Origin of the sequence: Hyphomonas sp. (assembly GCF_013823385.1) — a bacterium.
In the GTDB taxonomy this organism is placed as follows: Bacteria; Pseudomonadota; Alphaproteobacteria; order Caulobacterales; family Hyphomonadaceae; genus Hyphomonas.
This window is the reverse complement of record NZ_PNMA01000157.1, coordinates 1-1,165: the sequence shown is the minus strand read 5'-3', so window position 1 is coordinate 1,165 and position 1,165 is coordinate 1. Positions and strand designations below refer to the sequence as shown.

At 59.6% G+C, this 1,165-nt stretch carries 3 protein-coding genes and 1 pseudogene; all 4 read right to left on the bottom strand.

Annotated elements, in window-relative coordinates:
- Positions 1–182 (bottom strand): annotated as a pseudogene (locus tag C0456_RS20725) (photosynthetic reaction center subunit L); the annotation flags it as partial.
- A 115-nt stretch (positions 183–297) separates the two neighbouring features.
- Positions 298–501, bottom strand: coding sequence for a light-harvesting antenna LH1, alpha subunit (gene pufA, locus C0456_RS20720; RefSeq protein WP_291056658.1), 204 nt, complete (start codon positions 499–501; stop codon positions 298–300).
- A gap of 107 nt (positions 502–608) precedes the next feature.
- The gene (gene pufB / locus C0456_RS20715; RefSeq protein WP_291056656.1) at positions 609–767 is read right to left on the bottom strand and encodes a light-harvesting antenna LH1, beta subunit; all 159 of its coding nucleotides are present in this window, start codon (positions 765–767) and stop codon (positions 609–611) included.
- 121 nt (positions 768–888) lie between these two features.
- Positions 889–1,125, bottom strand: a complete 237-nt coding sequence (locus tag C0456_RS20710; RefSeq protein ID WP_291056651.1) for a hypothetical protein — start codon at positions 1,123–1,125, stop codon at positions 889–891.
- Between the last annotated feature and the right edge of the window lie 40 nt (positions 1,126–1,165).

Below are 1,165 nucleotides of genomic sequence, written 5' to 3'. Positions count from 1 at the left end.
TTCCAGGTGGGGCCGATCGCTGCGCCGTAGATGATCAAAGCGGTGCCGAGAATGGCGCAGAACGCCGTCGTGACACCGAAGAAGCCGACGTAGAAGGGCCCGACCCAGAAGTCGAACAGGTCGCCGCCGAGCAGGGTTCCACCCCGAACCCGATACTTCTTTTCAAAACTTAGCATTGCCATTTCTGGGTCCTCCTCTCGGACACGACATGCCGGCTGAAGTCACAACCTCACACCGCTCAGGCAGCGGGCGGGACGGCACATGCCGCCATCGCCCGCTGGCCCTTGCGTGAGGCTGCTAGCCGAGCATCGTGCGCACTGGCTGCATAGGAGAGTGGATCTCTGCCTTCTTCTTGGCGCCAGGTGCCGCCGAGTCGAGAAGCCAGTTGTAGCGATCCGTGCTCAGCAAGATGAAGTGGATCATGAATGCGAGGATGCCCAGGAACGCGTAAAGCGCGACCAGGAACCTCACGGGATGAACGAGAAGCCATGCTTTGTACATGTCTCTGCTCCGGTTTAGATTCAGGGCTTTTGGGAAGCTGCTCTTTGGAGCCGGTCATCGACCAGACCGCAGAACAACCGATACGTCAGTAGCGTTCCAGACCGGCCTCAGCCGCCGATCCAGGGGCGCCACATCCACATCAGAAGATGCGCAATCACGGCGATGCCGATGAAGACGATCATGAGCTGCATGAAGTAGCCATGCACCTCCCTCGCCTCTTGATCGGTCAACCCCGAGAGGTTGGTATTCTTGTCATTGGCAGCCATCTGATTACCTCCGGCTGTTTGGCTTGCGCCCGTTACCGCGCTGATCCTGCGCGGCTAGGTTGCTGGCCATGGCAGAGCCAAGGCCCGTCTCCACCCGATCGCTCGGATGAATTTCCGTCCCCTAGCCCATGAAGGCGTAGGAGGTCGTGGTGTCAGCGGCCGACCAGGCCTGCTTGAGAATGGATTGGCTGCGTTCGCCAGCCTGCTCGGCCCCCATGCCGCTGAGCCGCATCAGCGACGACAGCGCAGCCGCAACGAGAAAGAACATGAAGCTCGCAGCGAAGATCATATAGTACTCGAGCTTCTCGCGCTTCGACTTGAGACGCGGTGCACCACGCTTCGGTGTTCCTATCGTCATGCGGCTCTCCTGCTTTTTTTCGGTTCGACAGTCGTTGAGT

What these genes read in the sequence shown, in the direction of transcription:
- C0456_RS20710 (WP_291056651.1), bottom strand. Translation starts at nt 1,125, where the DNA reads ATGACGATAGGAACACCGAAGCGTGGTGCACCGCGTCTCAAGTCGAAG.
- pufA (WP_291056658.1), bottom strand. Translation starts at nt 501, where the DNA reads ATGTACAAAGCATGGCTTCTCGTTCATCCCGTGAGGTTCCTGGTCGCG.
- pufB (WP_291056656.1), bottom strand. Translation starts at nt 767, where the DNA reads ATGGCTGCCAATGACAAGAATACCAACCTCTCGGGGTTGACCGATCAA.